This window comes from Halorubrum sp. SP9, assembly GCF_005435015.1.
Taxonomy (GTDB): Archaea; Halobacteriota; Halobacteria; order Halobacteriales; family Haloferacaceae; genus Halorubrum; species Halorubrum sodomense.
Map to the genome: position 1 here is coordinate 238 of NZ_SGXU01000263.1, position 354 is coordinate 591.

A 354-nucleotide genomic window follows, 5' to 3' on the forward strand; every position below is an offset into this window, starting at 1 on the left:
GGGTCGAACCCGATGTCGGCGGGCACGAGCACGGACAGGTACGCCGGGAGAATCACGATCGCCGCTAACAGGTTGACCGCCATCGCGACCAGCGCCGCCTCGAGGTCGCCGTCGGCGAGGCCCGTCCACGCGGCGGTCATCCCGGAGGTCGGGATGAGCGCGATGAAGTACAGTCCGACGGCGTACTCTATGTCGCCGCCGAAGAAGCCCCGAGAGAGGGCGACCGCGAACAGCGGCGCCGCGCCGAAGTTGATCAGCAGGCTCAACCCCACTGGACCGGCGTGGTCGCGGACGTTGATCACTTCCCGGAGATCGATGTTGATCATCATCGGGTAGATCATCAGGAACAGGATC

1 pseudogene is annotated in these 354 nt (G+C 65.5%); it reads right to left on the bottom strand.

Going from position 1 to position 354, the window contains the following annotated elements:
* Window positions 1-354 (bottom strand): annotated as a pseudogene (locus EXE45_RS21510) (arsenic resistance protein); the annotation flags it as partial.